General features: G+C 67.5%; 14 protein-coding genes. 9 read left to right on the top strand and 5 right to left on the bottom strand.

The window, feature by feature from the left end; all coding sequences use genetic code 11:
* The 3 genes from ACM0PY_RS01675 to ACM0PY_RS01665 form a co-directional block, all read left to right on the top strand.
* The coding region (locus tag ACM0PY_RS01675) for a YadA-like family protein (protein ID WP_495493232.1) at window positions 1-3,880 on the top strand (3,880 nt) is incomplete at its 5' end.
* Window positions 3,881-3,941: 61 nt separating this feature from the next.
* Window positions 3,942-4,778: an OmpA family protein gene (locus ACM0PY_RS01670; protein ID WP_072167506.1), complete on the top strand. Its 837-nt coding sequence runs from the start codon at window positions 3,942-3,944 to the stop codon at window positions 4,776-4,778.
* A gap of 148 nt (window positions 4,779-4,926) precedes the next feature.
* The gene (locus tag ACM0PY_RS01665; protein ID WP_223224455.1) at window positions 4,927-5,190 is read left to right on the top strand and encodes a DUF6959 family protein; all 264 of its coding nucleotides are present in this window, start codon (window positions 4,927-4,929) and stop codon (window positions 5,188-5,190) included.
* 81 nt (window positions 5,191-5,271) lie between these two features.
* Here the strand turns inward: ACM0PY_RS01665 and ACM0PY_RS01660 are convergent, their stop codons facing one another.
* Window positions 5,272-6,099 carry a class I SAM-dependent methyltransferase gene (locus ACM0PY_RS01660; protein WP_180885389.1) on the bottom strand — a complete coding sequence of 276 codons (828 nt, stop codon included), beginning with the start codon at window positions 6,097-6,099 and terminating at the stop codon, window positions 5,272-5,274.
* Window positions 6,100-6,162: 63 nt separating this feature from the next.
* Here ACM0PY_RS01660 and ACM0PY_RS01655 point away from each other — a divergent pair, with 63 nt between their 5' ends.
* Window positions 6,163-6,567 (top strand): MerR family transcriptional regulator, encoded by a 405-nt coding sequence (locus ACM0PY_RS01655; protein ID WP_414607578.1) that lies wholly within the window; start codon window positions 6,163-6,165, stop codon window positions 6,565-6,567.
* A gap of 1 nt (window position 6,568) precedes the next feature.
* On the opposite strand, the gene ACM0PY_RS01650 is transcribed toward ACM0PY_RS01655, so the two are convergent.
* The 3 genes from ACM0PY_RS01650 to ACM0PY_RS01640 all read right to left on the bottom strand — a co-directional run bounded on the left by ACM0PY_RS01650 (window position 6,569) and on the right by ACM0PY_RS01640 (window position 11,302).
* Window positions 6,569-7,285 carry an MgtC/SapB family protein gene (locus ACM0PY_RS01650; RefSeq protein ID WP_005416969.1) on the bottom strand — a complete coding sequence of 239 codons (717 nt, stop codon included), beginning with the start codon at window positions 7,283-7,285 and terminating at the stop codon, window positions 6,569-6,571.
* A 100-nt stretch (window positions 7,286-7,385) separates the two neighbouring features.
* Window positions 7,386-9,158, bottom strand: coding sequence for a chloride channel protein (locus ACM0PY_RS01645; protein ID WP_219633364.1), 1,773 nt, complete (start codon window positions 9,156-9,158; stop codon window positions 7,386-7,388).
* Window positions 9,159-9,220: 62 nt separating this feature from the next.
* Window positions 9,221-11,302, bottom strand: a complete 2,082-nt coding sequence (locus tag ACM0PY_RS01640) for a TonB-dependent receptor family protein (protein ID WP_180885383.1) — start codon at window positions 11,300-11,302, stop codon at window positions 9,221-9,223.
* A gap of 131 nt (window positions 11,303-11,433) precedes the next feature.
* Between ACM0PY_RS01640 and ACM0PY_RS01635 the strand changes: the two genes are divergently transcribed.
* On the top strand, window positions 11,434-12,354 hold the full coding sequence (locus tag ACM0PY_RS01635) for a M14 family metallopeptidase (RefSeq protein ID WP_414609504.1): 921 nt from the start codon (window positions 11,434-11,436) through the stop codon (window positions 12,352-12,354).
* Between the two features lie 100 nt (window positions 12,355-12,454).
* Here ACM0PY_RS01635 and ACM0PY_RS01630 read toward each other — a convergent pair whose 3' ends face one another.
* Window positions 12,455-13,306, bottom strand: a complete 852-nt coding sequence (locus ACM0PY_RS01630; protein WP_180885379.1) for a LysR family transcriptional regulator — start codon at window positions 13,304-13,306, stop codon at window positions 12,455-12,457.
* A gap of 160 nt (window positions 13,307-13,466) precedes the next feature.
* Here ACM0PY_RS01630 and ACM0PY_RS01625 point away from each other — a divergent pair, with 160 nt between their 5' ends.
* The 4 genes from ACM0PY_RS01625 to betT all read left to right on the top strand — a co-directional run bounded on the left by ACM0PY_RS01625 (window position 13,467) and on the right by betT (window position 16,796).
* Complete coding sequence (locus ACM0PY_RS01625; RefSeq protein WP_180885377.1) at window positions 13,467-13,820, top strand: SMR family transporter; 354 nt, start codon at window positions 13,467-13,469, stop codon at window positions 13,818-13,820.
* Complete coding sequence (locus tag ACM0PY_RS01620; protein ID WP_180885375.1) at window positions 13,820-14,143, top strand: DMT family transporter; 324 nt, start codon at window positions 13,820-13,822, stop codon at window positions 14,141-14,143. Before ACM0PY_RS01625 ends, ACM0PY_RS01620 begins: the two co-directional genes overlap by 1 nt.
* 96 nt (window positions 14,144-14,239) lie before the next feature.
* Window positions 14,240-14,620: a VOC family protein gene (locus ACM0PY_RS01615; protein ID WP_180885373.1), complete on the top strand. Its 381-nt coding sequence runs from the start codon at window positions 14,240-14,242 to the stop codon at window positions 14,618-14,620.
* Window positions 14,621-14,816: 196 nt separating this feature from the next.
* Window positions 14,817-16,796: a choline BCCT transporter BetT gene (betT, locus tag ACM0PY_RS01610; RefSeq protein ID WP_180885371.1), complete on the top strand. Its 1,980-nt coding sequence runs from the start codon at window positions 14,817-14,819 to the stop codon at window positions 16,794-16,796.
* Window positions 16,797-16,828: the final 32 nt, after the last annotated feature.

Raw genomic sequence — 16,828 nt, 5'->3', positions numbered from 1 at the left:
CGGCACTGTCGGCCAGGTCGGCAGCGCAGTGGGTGGCACGCTCAACAACACGGTGGGCGCAGTCGGTGGCGCAGTTGGCGGTGCTCTGAACGGCACTGTCGGTACCGTTGGAAGTGCAGTGGGCGGCGCACTGAACGGCACCGTCGGCCAGATCGGCAACGCAGTGGGCGGCACGCTCAACAACACCGTCGGCACGGTTGGCGGCGCCGTGGGCGGCATTCTCAACGGCGCCACCGGCAGCCCCACCGGCGACCTGGGCGGCGTGCTGGGCAGCACGCTGGGCAGTGTCGGAAGCGCGGTGGGCAACCTGCTCAACGGCAATCTCAATGGCACCGTCGGCAACCTGGGCAGCGCCGTGGGGGGGCTGGTGGGAGGCACGCTGGGCAGCCTCGGCCTGACCCAACCCTCGGCGATTCCGCCAACCAGTCCGAAGGCGCCCGCGCCGGCCGACCCGAATGCTGGCCTGATCATCGGCACCGGTGGCCTGGTCGGCAATGTCGGCCAGCTGATCGGGCCGACCACCACCAGCCTGTTCGGCGGCAACGGCTACCTGAGCAACGGCAATCTCAAGCTCAGCAACGCCAACGTCATGCAGACCTATTCGACGGTCAATGTGCTGGGCCTGCCGGTGGTCAACCTGTCGCCGGTCGGCAGCACGCTCAACGGCCTGGGCGGCGCAGCCACGGGCGGCAGCTCGCACCTGACCCTGATCGGTGGCGTGACCTCCGACAGTTACATCTACAACATCAACAACGGCAATCCCGGTGGCCTGCTGGGCCTCCTTCTGCCAACCGACTCGCCGGCGTGGGCGGCCAAGTGCCTGGACATCGCGCTGGCCGATATTTCCTGCTGGGCGGTCAACGCGGCACAGGATTACCAGGTGTTGATGGGCGATGGCGCCTTCGCCAACGGGTCCAAGGAAGTGGTGATCGGTGCCAATGCACGCCATGAACTGCCGAAGGTCGATGCCAATGTCGCCTTCCCCGGCGATGGCGTGAACGATCCCAGCAATCCGACCGGCGTGCCGACGGCTGACTATGCCGCCCGCATGGGCCACTCGGTCGTCGTCGGTGACAGTGCCGTGGGCACCGCCAACGGACAGACCCTGCTGGGTGCCGAAGCTACTTCAAACCAGGCCAACTCGGTCGCGCTGGGTTACCGCTCCGCTGCACTGCGCGGCGCGCAGGCCAGCTACAGCGCCTACGGCCTCACCGCACCGCAGGTTTCGGCCGGTGAAGTGTCGGTGGGCACGGCCGGTGGTGGCGAGCGCCAGATCACCAACCTTGCCGCGGGCAGCGCCAATACCGATGCTGTCAACGTGGCCCAGCTGAAGGGCGCCATCAGTCTGATTGACGATGTGGCCTCCGCAGCGGTCACCTATGACCTGGACGGCTCGGGCAACCCGAACTATCGCCGGGTCACGCTCGGCGCAGGCACCGGCACCACCACCATCGGCAATCTTGCCGCTGGCGCGGTCACCGCCGGCAGCCTGGAGGCGGTCAACGGTGGCCAGCTGGCGGCGACCAACAGTGCCATCGCCAGTTTCTTCGGTGGTCGTGCGGCTTTCGATCCGGCCAGCGGCATCTTTACTGCACCGTTGTTCGAGATCAGCACGATCTCCACTGGCGGTGCCATCGCCAAGGGCCTGTATGAGAATGCCACCGATGCCTTCGCCGCAGTCGATGGCTCGCTGGTCAACCTCAACACGCAGATCACCGACATCCGCAACGGTGGCACCAAGTACCTGCGGGTGAACTCGACCGGCACTGAGGCGGTGGCCAGCGGCGCCGACTCGATCGCGGTGGGTACCAATGCCCGCGCCACTGCCGCCAACAGCATCGCGGTCGGCGCCGGCAGCCTGGCCGACCGTGCCAACAGTGTCTCCATCGGTGCGGCCGGTGCCGAGCGCCAGGTCACCAACATGGCCGCCGGCACGGCGGCGACCGATGCGGTCAACGTGGGCCAGCTGCAGGCCTCGGAGCAGGGCGCCCTACGCTATGACCTCAACGGCGACGGCAGCGTCAACTACGCCAGCGCCACGTTGGGCCAGACCGGCACGGCAACCACGCTGCGCAACCTTGGCCCGGGCCAGGTCAGTGCCACCAGCAGTGAGGCCATCAATGGTGCCCAGCTGTTTGCCGCCAACCAGGCGGTGGCCACCCATCTGGGCGGTGGTGCCGCGGTCGATGCCAACGGCGTACTGACCGCACCGACCTACTCGATCAACAACGTCGCCGCCAACGGCACGATCACCAAGGGCAACTACAACGACGTCGGTACCGCCTTCGATGCGGTCAGCAACTCGCTGGCCAACGTCGCGGACCAGACCGGCGAGATCGACAAGCTGGCCGTGAAGTACGACGTCGATGGCAGTGGCAACGTGCTCAACAGCGTGACGCTGACGGGTACCGGCACCGGCGCGGTGAAGATCACCAACGTCGCCGCCGGCAGCATCCTGGCCGGCAGCAGTGATGCCATCACCGGCGACCAGCTGTTCAGCACGAACAGCACCATCGCCACCTACTTCGGTGGCACCACCGCCTACAACGGCACCACCAACGTGTGGACCGCGCCGACGTTCAGCATCTCCAGCATCGCCACCGATGGCACCTTCACCAGCGGCGATTACAACAACGTCACCGCCGCCTTCACCGCTGTCGACGGCTCGCTGAAGGTCCTCAACCAGCGCATCACCAATGGCGGTGGTGGCAGCGCATACCTGGCGGTCAACTCAACGGCGGCCGCAGCCACCGCGGCAGGTGCGGAAGCGGTGGCGGTCGGCCCGCAGGCCAGCGCAGCCGGTGCCAACAGCGTGGCGGTCGGCAACGGTGCCAGCAGCAGTGCCGGCAACAGCGTGGCGCTGGGTGCCGGTTCGGTCGCCAGCGTCGGTGCACAGAGCGGCTACACCGGCGCCTACGGGCAGACCGGTGCCAGCAATTCGGCCGGTGAGGTCTCGGTCGGCAGCAGTGGCAGCGAACGCAAGATCACCCACGTAGCCGATGGCTCGGACACCTATGACGCGACCAATGTCGGCCAACTGAAGAACGGCGTGAACTACGCCATCGACGAGTCGAAGAAGTACACCGACCAGAAGATCCAGAACATCACCAACGTGGCCGGCAGCTTCCGCGCCAACAACACCAACAACCTGGCCGATCCGTCTGCCAGCGGCGCCAACTCGGCCGCCGGTGGTGCAGGCTCCACTGCCGCCGGTGCCAACTCGACCGCGCTGGGCAATGGTTCGCAGGCGCAGGCCGACAACTCGGTGGCATTGGGTGCGGGTTCGGTCGCGAACCGGGCCAACACGGTCTCTGTCGGTGCCGCCGGTGCCGAACGCCAGGTGGTCAACGTGGCAGACGGCTCGCAGGCCACCGATGCGGTCAACGTGCGCCAGCTGCAGGCTTCGCAGCAGGGCACGATCCGCTACGACACCACGGTGAACGGCGCGACCAACTACAACAGTGTCACCCTGGGCAGCACCAGCAGCGGCCCGACTACGGTGCGCAACGTCGCCGCCGGTACTGCTGGCACCGATGCCGTCAACGTCGACCAGCTGAAGTCGGGCATGGCGCAGACCCTGGACTGGTCCAAGGCCTACACCGACGAGCGCATGGGCGGCTTCGAGCGCGACCTGCGCAAGACCGACAATCGTGCTTCGGCCGGTATCGCGTCGGCGATGGCCACCGCAGCGCTGCCACAGCCGAGCGAGGCGGGCCGCAGCATGGCCTCGATCGCCGCAGGCAGCTACAACGGCGAATCGGGCGTGGCGGTCGGTATCTCCGGTGTCTCCGAAGGCGGCCGCTGGATCTACAAGTTCAGCGGTTCGACCAACAGCCGTGGCGAGGCCGGCGTGGCCGTCGGTGCCGGCATCCAGTGGTAATCCCCGCCGCCGGGCCGCACCCGCGGCCCGGCATCGCGGAAACGTCTACAGGGGGAACGACATGAAACAGCATCGCATCGCCCGCGCCGGCCAATGTGCCGCCACGCTGGGCCTGATCCTGGGGATGGGCCTGCTGGCCGCCTGCCGCAGCCATGCGCCGGCCGCCGACGGTCCTGCCGACGCCACCGCCGTGCACTTCCCGGAGGCCTCCAAGGCCTCGCTGAAGGAAGGCATCTATCCCGACGTCGCCGACCTGCGCCGCTTCGCGCCGGGCATGAGCAAGCGGCAGCTGTACACGCTGCTGGGCACGCCGCACTTCAATGAAGGCATGTGGGGCGTGCGCGAGTGGAACTACCTGTTCAATTTCCGCACCGCGCAGGGCGCGGAGTACTTCACCTGCCAGTTCCAGGTGCGCTTCGACAGCAAGGGCATCGCGCAGGGCGGTTATTGGAAGCCGGAGTCGTGCGCGGCCGTGCTCGAACCGCCGCGGCCACCAGCGCCGCTGGCACCGGCACCGCTGCCGGAGCAGCCCCTGCGGCTGTCGGCCGACGCGCTGTTCGGATTCGACAGCGCGGTACTCAGCGCCGAAGGCCAGCAGGCGGTGCAGGGCATCCTGGCGCAGGTACGCGAGGCCGCGCAGGTGCAGTCGATCAAGGTAACCGGCTACACCGACCGCATTGGCAGCGCCAGTTACAACCAGGCGCTGTCGCAGCGCCGCGCCGACGCCGTGCGCAACGCGCTGGTGCAGGGGGGCGTGCCTGCAGCCAGCATCAGTGCCGAGGGACGCGGCGCGGCCGAGCCGATCGTGCAGTGCGAGCAGCGCAACCGGCGCGAGCTGATTGCCTGCCTGGCACCGAACCGGCGCGTGCAGATCGCCGGGATGGCACAGCCACATTGACCTTCCTGCGCCGGGGCGGTGCCCCGGCATTCCGAGTCCCCCCTGACCGCCGGCAGGCGTGGCAACGTCTCCCCCGTCGTCCACGCCTGCCTGCGGCTCAGGTTTCCAAACGGTGCGCGCGATGAATGCCCAATTCCTGCCCCTCTCCATGAAGACGGAAGCTACGCTCAGCGTGTATGGCCAGCTCGGCAACCATGCCGTGGTGCGCATCCCCGGGCGGCGCCTGCCGGGCCTGATCCTGCAGGCCGATACCGTGGCCGGGTTCCTGGCCCAGCTGCAGGAAGCCCAGGCCTGCCTGCGCAGTGGCCGCGCACAGCGCACCGATGCCGAGCTGGACATGCTGATCGACGTGCTGCAGCAGTGGTATGCACTGATCGAATCGCGCCTGGCCGACGCCGGCGAGGCCCTCTAGCAAAAAAAAGGGACGGAGGGGATTAAGTCGTTTCCGGCACAACCGGGGCATATGCGACTTAATCCCCTCCGTCCCCTTTTTTCAAGCGTGGGCGCGGATCAACCAACAGGCGGCATCCACGCGAACGCGGTCACCTTCGATGAACGGCGCGAATGCGGCCAGTGCTTTTTCGCGAAGCACTGCGGCGCGGGCTTCCGGCATCGATCGCAGGGCCAGTCCCAACGGTCCCACGTGACCAACATAGGTCGGCAGGTCTTCGCGGGCGAGCGAACAGGGCAGGTCCACCGCAACCACTTCCACGTCATTCCAGCCGGCGGCCTGCAACAGGCGCTGCACGCGCTCGCCATCGGCAAAAGCGAACTGTCCCGGTGCGCCGGGTACGCGGGGCGGAAGATCCAGTTCATCGCCAATGGCGCGCTCGGCGGTGGTCATGAACGGATTCTCCCCGGCACTGCGCCACGCGATGAAGCGCAGCCCAGCGCCCGGTGTCGTGGCACGATGCAGGTTGGCGAACGCGGCCTGGCTGTCCTCGAAGAACATGACGCCCAGCCGCGACTGGATCCAGTCGAAGTGCGCGGGCGGCAGCGGATGGCGCTGCGCGTCTGCCACGATGAAGTCCGCGTCCAGTCCTGCCGCCTTGGCGCGCTGATGGGCCAGCGCCAGCATCGGCGCGGAGATGTCCAGGCCGGTGCAATGTGCCGCGGGACGCGCTGCGGCCGCGGCCAGCAGGCTGGCGCCGGTGCCGCAGCCGATGTCGAGCAGTTCGGTAACGGTCTCAGGAAGTTCGGTGACCAGCAGGTCAGCCATCGGCTGGAACAGGCCGTCAAGAACAGCCTGTTGCGCAACCCACGCCTGGCCGCCAGGGCCGTTCCACAGGGCGTTCTGATCAATGGGAGATGTGCTTGCCATGGCCTTGCCTCGCCGGGTAGTTGCCCATAGCTTGGTGCTTGAAGGTCACTTGAGGTCAAGCCCGTGCGCGAACTGGATATCGGCGAGGTGGTCAAGCGCAGTGGCGTGCCGGCCTCGACCCTGCGCTACTACGAACAGCTGGGGTTGCTGCAGGCGCTGGGGCGCCGCGGCCTGCGCCGGCAGTACGACGCGCAGGTGCTGGAACGGCTGGCGCTGATCGGCCTGGGCCAGGCGGCCGGGCTGTCGTTGCAGCAGATCGGTGCATCGCTGCCGTCGCAGCAGGGGTGCATCTCACTCGACCGCGAGGCACTGCTGGCACAAGCGGAGGTGCTGCAGCGGCAGATCACCCGGTTGCAGCGGGTGCGCCGGCACCTGCAGCGCGCAGCGTCCTGCCCGCGGGCGGAGGATGCCCGCAAGTGCGGTTCGTTCCGGAAACTGTTGCGCGCGCAGCAGCGGATGGGCGGTTGAATCAATCGCGGGTACTGACTTCCCACGTGGCATGCAGCACGCCCGGCACCTGCTCCATCCGTGCCAGCACCACGTCCAGTTCATCGGCACTCACGGCGGTACTGACCAGCACCGCGATCACATCGGTAGGCGCGTCGGCATGCTCGACCACCTGCACATCGCCCACCGGATACTGCGCCGCTTCCAGCGCATCGACCAGGCGCTCGCGCACCCGCGGCACGGCGTCGGCATCCACGCTCAGGCGCACCTCGTAGGTGGCTTCGGTCGCTGCCTCGTTGATCGGAATGCGGTTGATGGCATTCACCAACGGCCGCAGCAGGGTGTTGCCGGCGATGATCAGTACGGTCAGCAGCACGCCCTCGGCCAGCATGTCCGCGCCGGTGCAGCTGCCGACCGCTGCAGAGCACCACAGGGTGGCGGCGGTGTTCAGGCCACGCACGTTCATGCCTTCCTTCATGATCACGCCGGCGCCGAGGAAGCCGACACCGGAGACCACGTAGGAGATCACCCGTACTGCCTCGGCGCTGCCGGCGATGCGCATGCCGAGGTCGACGAACGCGGCGGCGCCGACCGCCACCAGCACGTTGGTGCGCAGGCCGGCGGTGCGTTGCCGGTACTGGCGCTCGGCACCGATCAACGTACCCAGCACGAAGGCGGCCAGCAGGCTGACCACGGTGTCGGCGAAGGGACCTGCCTGGAAGGTCTCAATGAAGCGCATGGCCGAAGTCTACCTGGTCGAGGTGACAGTAGATCCACGCCATGCGCGGATTTCGAAAGTGCCAGAAGCGACTAATCCCCTCCGTCCCCTTTTTGTCGGGTCAGTCGGTGTCGTCGACGCGCTCGCCCATCAGTTCGCGCTGGCGCTTGTCCAGCTCCTCGGCGTAGCGCTTGCGTACGAAGGCTTCGGACACTACGCCCAGCACCTGGCCGTCGGCGCCGACCACGGCCAGTTCATCGGCCTGGGTCTGGTCGAAGCGCTGCATCACGCTGACCACGTCCGCGGACGGCGACAGCGACACGTCACGGTTCTCGGCCAGCTCGCCAATCGCCGTCTCCGGTTTCACGCCGTCGCCGTAGACGCGCGGAATCTGCACGATGCCGGCGTAGTGGCCCTCGCTGTCGATCAGGATCACCCGGCTGCCCGAGCCCAGCGGGAAGCGCTGGCGGAACGTGGCGGCGTCAAGGTCGGACGGGGCGGTGGCCACGCCCTTGCGCATCAGTCGGCCGGCGTTGAGGTTCTGTACCCAGCCCACGTCGCGGGCACTCTTGATGGTCTCCCCGCGCAGGTGCATGCGCCAGGTCGAGAACGAGTAGCCGAACCACTGCCGTACCAGCGTGCTGGAGACCAGCACTGCACTCATCACCACGCTGGTCAGCAGGAAATCGTGGGTGCCCTCCAGCACCAGCATGGCCATGGTCATTGGCGCACCGACCACGGCAGCGGCCAATGCGGCCATGCCGGCCAGCGCCGCAGAGGTGGCGTCGACCACGGGCACGCCAGTGGCCATGCCGAGCAGGCCCGCGAACAGCGCGCCGACCAGGGTGCCCATGAACAGCGAGGCAAAGAACAGGCCGCCGCGGAAGCCGAATCCCAGCGAGATGCCTGAGGCCAGGCACTTCAGGGTCAGCAGGCCGCCGATCCAGATCAGCGGCAGATGCGTGGTCAGGTCCAGGTGCAGGGCGCCATGGCCGGACGACAGCACCTGCGGGCTGGCCAGGGCCAGCGGAATCAGCAGCAGGCCGCCCACCACCGGCCGACCCCAGGCAGGCAGCGGGCTGCGCTTGACCGTGCCCTCGATCGAGGCGATAAGCCGCATGATGACAATGCCGACCATCGCGCAGCAGCAGCCGAGCAGGCCGTAGATGGCGTAGTCGGCGGCGCGCACGTCGATGGTCGAAGCGGCAGGCAGCAGGTAGGCCTCGATGCCGGCCTGGTCGGCCACGAAGGCGCCGGCCAGCGCGGCGACCGCCACCGGGGCCAGTGCGGCCGGCGTGTAGGCGCCGATGACGATCTCGAAGGCATAGAACGCACCGGCCAGCGGCGCACCGAAGGCGGCGGCAATGGCACCGGCGGCACCGGCGCCGACCAGGATGCGCACATCGTTGCGGCGCAGGCGCATCACCCGGCCCAGCTGCGAGCCAGTGCCGGCCCCCATCTGCGTGTATGAAGCTTCCAGCCCGACCGAGGCGCCGCAACCATTGGACAGCAGGGTCTGGGTCAGCACGATCAGGTTGTCGCGCATCGACATGCGGCCGCCGTGCAGGGCATTGGCTTCCACCGCATCGAGCAGGGGCCGCTTGAGCCGGGTCGCGGCCAGGCTGACCAGGCCGACCAGCAGGCCACCCAGCGGCAGCACCAGCAGCGCGGTCCAGGTCAGCGAGGGCAGGGAGCTCAGGCGCATGCCGTCGTCCAGCCCATACAGCGTGCCCTGCAGCCAGCGTGCGATGCCGGACTGCAGCAGGGTCAGGTAGCCGGCAAGCAGGCCGACCAGCAGGGCAAGCGCGATGAACCACAGGTCGCTGCCGCGCAGCCGCAGGCGCAGGCCCTGGAAGGCCGAATGCAGGCGCGATGGCGAAACAGGCAGTGACATGGTGGCGGCATGATACGCCGCCACCGTGATCGCCACCGTCACTGCATCGGGCGGTTACCGCTTCAGAAGCGATAGCGGCCCTGCACGTAGAAGGTGCGCGGTGCGGCCACCATGCGACCGGCGTTGCCATCGACGTTGCGGGTGTACCAGCGCGTGTCGGCCAGGTTGTTCACGCCCAGCGCGATCTCGCTGTCACCCAGGCCCGGCACCTGCCAAGCCACCTGCGCATTCCACAGGCGCACGCCCGGCACGCGGCCCACGCGCGCATCGGCGGTTTCTTCCCAGGTGTTGGCGGCATCGGAGAACTGGCCGCTCTGGTGGGTGCTGGAGACATTGAAGGTCCAGCCGGCCAGCGTGTAGCGGGCGCCGACGCTGTCGGTGTCGCGCGAGTAGAACGGCACGTCCGGGCCACGGTTGTCACCGGACTGCTGGACCGCCTTGGTCCAGGTGTAGTTGGCGTACAGCTCCAACCCGGCCAGCGCGCTATCCTCGGCGAAGTGGTACTCCACCGCGCTCTCCACGCCCTTGTGGTCGGTGGCGCCGATGTTCTGGAAGGTCGGCGGGGTGATCCCCGGCACCTGCAGGATCTGGTTGTCGAAGCGCATCTTGAACACGGTCACTTCCGCGCGCAGTGCACTGTCCTGCCAGCGCGCGCCCAGTTCGGCGGTCTTTGCCACCTCCGGGTTCAGCGGATTACTGGCGGTCTGCGAATTGAGCTGGATGTTCTGCACCGGCCCGAACGAGGTGGTGTAGTTGCCGAACACGGTCAGCTGCGGAGTCAGCAGATAAGCGATGTTGAGCGAGGGCAGAGCCTTGTCGTTGCGGCTGCTGAAGGTCGCCGCGCCACCGGCCTGGCGGCGGTCCATGTCGATCCACTCCATGCGCACGCCCGGGGTGATCCGCCACTGGCCGATCGCAATCCGGTCGTCGATGTAGAACGCGTGGGCGTCGGTGGCGTTGTCGAAGCGGTTGGTGGCGCTGGCCACGCCGGTGCGGCGGGTGACGGTGTAGCTGCGGTCGTTGCCGCGCTCGCGCAGGAAGCGGTAGCCCGCGGTGATGTCATGCACGCTGCTGCCCCAGTGCAGGCGCTGGGTGTAGCGCGGCTCGATGCCGAGCACGCGGTAGTCGCGCGGCTGCACGGTCAACTGGGTGTTGGCCGCATTGACCAGCGAGCTGGCACGGGTGCTCTCGTTGTAATAGGCCAGCACCTCGAACTCGCTGTTGGCCGACAGCGTGTTGGTGTAGCCAAGGTCGATGCCGGTGCGGTGTCCCTTCCAGAAATCGGTGGGGCGGGTGTTCTGGAACGGGTCGGCCTCGTACTGGGCGCGAGTCAGGCCGCCCGGGGTCAGCGAGCGCACATCGTAGTAGGACAGCTTGGCGCGCAGTTCCTGTTGTTCGTCGATGGCATAGGCGAACTTCAGCGCCAGGTCGTTGAAGCGGTCGTCGCTGCCCTGGCGCCAGCCGCGGCCGTCCTGGCCGGAGTACAGCAGGGCCGCGCCCAGGCCATTGTCGCCGGTGCCGCCGAGGAAGGCGTTGTACTGGGTGCTGTCGCCGCCGCCGTGGTCGTAGGCGGTGTAGCGCACACCGGCTTCGCCATGCAGGCCGGTGCCGGTGGGAATGGCACGGGTACTGAAGTTGATGATGCCGCCCACGTTCTGCGGGCCGTAGCGTACCGCGCCGCCACCACGCACCACGTCGATCGATTCGATGTTTGACAGGCTGGCCGGCGCGAACGACAGCTGCGGCTGCCCATACGGCGCCACCGCCAGCGGCACGCCATCGAGCAGTACGGTCGAACGCGGCGAGTAGCGGCCGGTCAGGCCACGAACGCCGATGTTCAGCGACACGGAACTGCCGGCGGTGCCGGAGTTGTCGGTGACCTGCACGCCGGGGATGCGGCGCATGGCATCACCGATGCTGGCCGCGCCGCTGGCCTCGATGCGCTGGCGGTCGACCACCGTGCGTGCGCCGGCAAAGCGCTTGACGCTGTCATGCAGGCCGGTGCCGAGCCAGCTGCCCGAGACCTGGATGCTGTCCAGCGTAGCGGCGCTGTCCTGGGCAAGGGCGCGGGTGGCCGGAAGCAGGCACAGGGTGAGGGCAGCGGCCAGGGGCAGGCGGGCCGGTTGCAGGGCGTGGATGGCCATCGGTAGAGGTTGTGGAAGGTCGCAAATGAGAATTATTGCTGATTCCATTCGCTATTGGAATGCGCCCCCGGTTCATGCCCGTGCCCCGGTGATAGAGTGGGCGATTGTTTCCTGACCCGCTGAGATCCGCCATGTCCCAAGCCGCCTTCTACCCCGTCGGAACCCCTGGCCAACCGTGGGGAGCGGCGGAACGGGAGCTGTGGCGTGGCCGCCAGCAGCGCCTGCGTCGGTATGACAAGGAGGTGCTGCCGCGCATCGATTCGCTCGCATCGCGCTTCGACAAGGTGGCCTATGGCCAACTCGACTACGCCGGCGAGACCTATACCCTGTTTGCCCTGCGCAGCCGCGACTGGAACCCGGCGCTGCCGGCCGCACTGGTCACCGGTGGCGTGCACGGCTACGAGACCAGCGGCGTGATGGGCGCGCTGGAATTCCTCGAGAAGCACGCCGCCGACTATGCCGGCAAGGCCAACCTGCTGGTTGCGCCGTGCGTGAACCGGTGGGGTTTCGAGCGCATCAACCGCTGGAACTTCGATGCGATCGACCCGAACCGCAACTTCCGCGCCGATGGCCCGGCGCGTGAATCAACGGCGGTGATCGATCTGATCGCGCCGTACAAGGGCCAGTTCGTGCTGCACATCGACCTGCACGAAACCACCGACAGCGACGAGAGCGAGTTCCGCCCAGCGCTGGCCGCACGTGACGGCAAGCCGTTCGAGCCGGGCCTGATCCCCGATGGCTTCTACCTGGTGGATGACAGCGAGAACCCGCAGCCGGCCTTCCAGCAGGCGGTGATCGCTGCGGTGGAAAAGGTGACCCACATCGCCCCGGCCGACGACAAGGGCGAGATCATCGGCTCGCCGGTGGTGGCCCACGGCGTGATCGAGTATCCGCTGGTGAAGCTCGGACTGTGCGCGGGCATCACCGGTGCGAAGTTCACCACGACCACCGAGGTCTACCCGGACAGCCCACGGGCGACCCCGCAGCAGTGCAACGACGCGCAGGTGGCCGCGGTGTGCGCGGCGCTGGATTACGCGATCGCCCATCGTTGACCGGTAGTACCGGCCGCTGGCCGGCAACTGAAAAGGGGACGGAGGGGATCAAGTCGTTTGTGCCACAAACGACTTGATCCCCTCCGTCCCCTTTTTCGTGTCATCCCAACGCGTCGGCCCACCACAGTGCGGCCGGTCCCGGCGGCGCGTCGCGGCGCCAGAGCAGGTCGCTGTGGATGCGCCGCGGCCAGCCGGGCAGCGTCAGTTCCACCAGTCGCCCGCGGTCGTAACGCTGCACCAGTGCGCGGGGCAGTTCGGCCCAGCCGATGCCGTCCTCGGCCATCTCCATCACCATCAGATAGTCGGTGGCGGTCCAGGCCAGGCCGGTGACGATGTGGGATTGATCGACCTCCGCACTCAATCGCACCTGCCGGTGCCGCGCCAGCTGTGCGGCGCTGCGACGGCCGGCGCTGGCCAGTGGGTGCTCGCGCGCCACGTACACTGACAGTTCGCTGTGATGGGCCAACGGCCGGGCCATCAGGCCATCCGGATAGCTTTCCTGTTGCGGCAGCAGGCCCAGCGCGGCGCGGCCGCTGCCGACCAGCCCCAGCACGTCATCGCCTTCGGCATCCAGCCATTCCAGTTCGATCTCCGGGAATGCTTCGGCAAAGCGCTGCAGCAAGCGCTGCTCCGGATCGAGCTGGTACACGTCGGAGAACACCACGGTCAGCCGCGCTTCGACCGGCGCGGCCAGGCGCACACTCAACTGCTGCAGGCGGGCATCGGCGGCGAGGATTTCCTGGGCATGGCCGAGGACCTGGCGCCCGGCCTCGGTCAACCGGGGGTAGCGCCCGCTGCGGTCGAACAGGCTCACCCCCAGGTCGGCCTCCAGATGGGCAATGGCGGTACTGACCGTTGACTGGGTCTTGCGCAGGCGGCGCGCCGCCGCTGAGAACGAGCCCAGCGCGGCGGCTTCCACGAAGGCCTGCAGGGATTCAGGGGAATAGGGCATTGATCCATCGCTCCTGTCGATGGGATCTATTTTGATGCCACCGTAAAAGGCGATGATACTGCCCGTCGTCGCCCCTGTCTGCGGGGCGTTCCGGACCCTCCACGCATGCCGTGGACCCATTGAGGAGGCGGCGCGGTCCCCGCCCTGCAAGGAGCTTCACATGTCCCGTACTGTTCCCGCCCGTGGCGCGCTGGCCGCCTGCGCATGCCTGACCGTGGCGATCATCGCCGAGGTGGTCGGCACCTCGTTCATGGCCCATGCCGCCCGCGACGGCGGCTGGAGCGGCTACCTGATCATGGCCGGCGCACTGGCGCTGTCCTACTTCTTCCTGGCGCAGTCGGTGCGCCGCATCGCCGTGGGCGTGGCCTACGCGGTGTGGGAAGGCCTCGGCCTGACCCTGCTGACCGTGGTCGGCCTCACCGTGTTCGGTGAAAGCCTGTCGCTGCAGCAGCTGGCCGGTCTGGTGTTGGCGGTGGTCGGCATCGTCTGCGTCACCCTCGGGGAGGCGCACTGATGAATACCCTGGCCCTGTTTTTCGTGATCTGCTCGGCGTTGATCGACGTCGCCGCCAACATGATGGTGGCCAAGTCGGAAGGTTTCCGTCGTTGGCGCTGGGGCGTCGGCGCGATCGTCCTGGTCTGGATTGCCTTCGCCCTGCTGGGCCAGGCCGTACGCTACCTGGATCTGGCCACGGCCTATGCGATGTGGGGGGCGATCGGCGTGATCGGCACCGCCAGCTGCGGCCGCCTGTTGTTCGGTAACCGCCTGCGGCCGATCGGCTGGGTTGGCATCGCCCTGGTCACGGCGGCGGTACTGCTGCTCAGCACCGCCAAGTAGCAGCACGTCCGGTCGCGAGCGGGGCGGCGATGATGCAGCGATTTGCGAAGTCGCCCATGCTCATCGACACTGCGGTTTTCCACATGGAGTGCCCGCATGTTCAGCCACATCACCGTAGGAACGAACGACATGGATGCCGCACGTCGCTTCTACGACGCCCTGTTCGCCGCGATGGACGCGCGTGCGGGCGTGTTCGACGAGAAGGGACGGCTGCTGTACTTCAAGGATGGGCGGATGTTCGGTGTAACCGCGCCGATCGATGGGCAGCCAGCGTGCCATGCCAACGGTGGCACCATCGGTTTCAGTCTGGGCAGTGCAGAGGCCGTGCGTGCCTGGCAGGAAGCTGGAGTGGCTCACGGTGGTACCGCCATCGAAGATCCGCCCGGCGTCCGCAACATGTCCGGTCGGCAGGTGTTCCTGGCCTATCTGCGTGACCCGGATGGCAACAAGCTGTGTGCGGTGCATGTAATGTCGTGATCGGACAGGATGCGCGTGGCCGCGCCGCAGGCGGTGCGCGCGGCCCGTGCAAGCAAGGGTGCGTCGCAGCGCGCGCGTGATACCACGGAATGAGCGGACGGGCCTGCGACCACAGGCCGCAACTTCATGCTCTGTCCACTGCGGTTCAGCCAGAATCGGTCGGCTAACCCTTTGATCTACCGGAGAACGCCGCCCCATGGAAGTACTGGAGCCGCAACAATCCCCGGTGCGCACCCTTCGGCCTGTGTTCGCCTTCGCGGCGATCGTTGTCGTGGCGTTCGCGCTGTTCGTCAGCCTGTTCCCGCTCGGCGCGGGCCGCCTTCTGCTCAAGGCACAGGACTGGGCCGCCCTCAACGTCGGCTGGTACTACCTGCTGGCCATGACCCTGTACCTGGTGTTCGTGGTGGGCGTGGCGCTGTCCAAGTACGGTGGCATCAAGCTGGGTGCCGACCATGACGAGCCGGAGTTCAGTTACCTCTCATGGGCCGGCATGCTGTTCGCCGCCGGCATCAGCATCACCCTGTTCTTCTTCTGCGTATCCGAACCGCTGACCCACTACCTGCAGCCGCCGCAGGGCGATCCGGCCGCAGGCGAGGCTGGCGCGCGCCAGGCCATGCAGCTGCTGTTCCTGCACTGGGGCCTGCACGGCTGGGGCGTGTTCGCGCTGGCGGCGATGGCGATGGCCTACTTCGCCTATCGCCACAACCTGCCACTGGCCCTGCGCTCGGCGCTGTACCCGCTGATCGGCAAGCGCATCAATGGCCCGATCGGCTACACCGTGGATGCGCTGGGCATCGTCGCCACCGTATTCGGCATCGGTGCCGACATGGGCTTCGGCGTGCTGCACCTCAATGCCGGCCTCTCGCACCTGTTCGACATTCCGCACTCCAATCTGGTGCAGATCATCCTGGTGGTCAGCATGATGGGCGCGGCCGTGGCCGTGGCCGTGTCCGGCGTCGAGAAGGGCGTGCGCTGGATGGCCAACATCAACATGCTGCTGGCGATCGCGCTGGTGCTGTTCATGCTGTTCGCCGGGCCGACGCAGTACCTGTTCAGCACGCTGATGCAGAACCTGGGCGACTACCTGGGCAGCGTGGTCGGCAAGAGTTTCGATGTGTACGCTTATGGCGGCCGACCGGAATGGCTGGGCGGCTGGACGGTGTTCTACTGGGCCTGGTGGATCGGCTGGGCACCGTTCGTCGGCCTTTTCATCGCGCGCATCTCACGTGGCCGCACCATCCGCGAATTCGTATTCGGGGTGCTGCTGATCCCGCTCGGCTTCACCCTGGCCTGGCTGTCGATCTTCGGCAACAGCGCGCTGGACCAGGTGCTCCACCACGGCCAGCAGCAACTGGCGCAGCTGGCGGTGGATGATCCACCGACCGTGCTGTATGCGCTGCTGGATGGCTACCCGTGGAGCCGCACGGTGATCGCGGTGACGGTGCTGGTGAGCTTCATCTTCTTCGTGACCTCCGCTGATTCGGGGGCGGTGGTGTTGTCCACGCTGTCGTCGCATGGTGGATCACCCGAAGACGATGGTCCGCGCTGGCTGCGGGTGTTCTGGGGCACAGTGATTGCGGTGCTGACCGCAGGGTTGTTGCTGGCCGGCAGCATCGATGCATTGAAATCGGCGGTGGTGCTGGCATCGCTGCCGTTCTCGGCGATCCTGCTGCTGATGATGTGGGGTCTGACCCGCGCGTTCAGTGACGAGGCGCACCGCAAGCGCGCGCTGCAGTACCGGCCCTCGCCGCTGATCGGAGACGATCGCCATCATCAGGGCTGGCGCCAGCGCCTGAGCCAGGCCATGCACTTCCCGGTGCGCGACCAGGTCTACCGCTTCATGGATGACACGGTGAAGCCGGCGATGGAGGCGGTGTCCGAGCAGCTGCGCGGGCAGGGTTGGGATGTATCCACCCGCTTCGAGGCCGGCGACATGGAGCTGACGGTGAACCACGGCGAGCAGCAGGACTTCCTGTACCGGGTGATCCTGAGCGGTTACCTGACCCCGTCGTTCGCCGCACAGCAGCTGCGCAACCAGCGCTACTACCGCGCCGAGGTGCACCTGTTCGAAGGCAGCCAGGATTACGACCTGGTGGGCTACAGCCGCAAGCAGATCATCAACGACATCATCAGCCAGTACGAACGGCACCTGCAGTTCCTGCACCTGAGCCGGTGATGCGGTGGGTGCGGACCGTTGGTCCGCACACC

The sequence above is a fragment of the Stenotrophomonas sp. BR163 genome (assembly GCF_047520985.2).
Lineage (GTDB): Bacteria > Pseudomonadota > Gammaproteobacteria > Xanthomonadales > Xanthomonadaceae > Stenotrophomonas > Stenotrophomonas sepilia.
The sequence above is the reverse complement of the archived record's forward strand: the minus strand, read 5'-3'. Positions and strand labels throughout refer to the sequence as shown.

Excerpts from the sequence above, each read along its gene's own strand:
- ACM0PY_RS01670 (WP_072167506.1), top strand. The coding sequence starts at position 3,942 with ATGAAACAGCATCGCATCGCCCGCGCCGGCCAATGTGCCGCCACGCTG.
- ACM0PY_RS01665 (WP_223224455.1), top strand. The coding sequence starts at position 4,927 with ATGAAGACGGAAGCTACGCTCAGCGTGTATGGCCAGCTCGGCAACCAT.
- ACM0PY_RS01660 (WP_180885389.1), bottom strand. The coding sequence starts at position 6,099 with ATGGCAAGCACATCTCCCATTGATCAGAACGCCCTGTGGAACGGCCCT.
- ACM0PY_RS01650 (WP_005416969.1), bottom strand. The coding sequence starts at position 7,285 with ATGCGCTTCATTGAGACCTTCCAGGCAGGTCCCTTCGCCGACACCGTG.
- ACM0PY_RS01645 (WP_219633364.1), bottom strand. The coding sequence starts at position 9,158 with ATGTCACTGCCTGTTTCGCCATCGCGCCTGCATTCGGCCTTCCAGGGC.
- ACM0PY_RS01640 (WP_180885383.1), bottom strand. The coding sequence starts at position 11,302 with ATGGCCATCCACGCCCTGCAACCGGCCCGCCTGCCCCTGGCCGCTGCC.
- ACM0PY_RS01635 (WP_414609504.1), top strand. The coding sequence starts at position 11,434 with ATGTCCCAAGCCGCCTTCTACCCCGTCGGAACCCCTGGCCAACCGTGG.
- ACM0PY_RS01630 (WP_180885379.1), bottom strand. The coding sequence starts at position 13,306 with ATGCCCTATTCCCCTGAATCCCTGCAGGCCTTCGTGGAAGCCGCCGCG.
- ACM0PY_RS01625 (WP_180885377.1), top strand. The coding sequence starts at position 13,467 with ATGTCCCGTACTGTTCCCGCCCGTGGCGCGCTGGCCGCCTGCGCATGC.
- ACM0PY_RS01620 (WP_180885375.1), top strand. The coding sequence starts at position 13,820 with ATGAATACCCTGGCCCTGTTTTTCGTGATCTGCTCGGCGTTGATCGAC.
- ACM0PY_RS01615 (WP_180885373.1), top strand. The coding sequence starts at position 14,240 with ATGTTCAGCCACATCACCGTAGGAACGAACGACATGGATGCCGCACGT.
- betT (WP_180885371.1), top strand. The coding sequence starts at position 14,817 with ATGGAAGTACTGGAGCCGCAACAATCCCCGGTGCGCACCCTTCGGCCT.